Raw genomic sequence first — 255 nt, 5'->3', positions numbered from 1 at the left:
CCGTTCAATAAAGTGTCTATCAGGCTTTTGCCGGTAAAGCGCCGGTTTGTTCATACATTTACGCGGTTGTTTTTGACACTGTTAAAATGTACATTGTCAATTATGACACAACATTACAACAGTATGTCGTAAAACACAACACTACTCACGAAAAAATTTAATTAAGAGTTAATCAATGGAAGTAATAATGACTCTGGGCGAGACACTCCGCAAAAACAGAAGGGCTAAAAATCTGACTTTGCAAAATGTTGGGGA

It is taken from the genome of Spirosoma endbachense (assembly GCF_010233585.1).
Classification (GTDB): Bacteria; Bacteroidota; Bacteroidia; order Cytophagales; family Spirosomataceae; genus Spirosoma; species Spirosoma endbachense.
Note: the sequence above shows the minus strand (reverse complement) of the source record.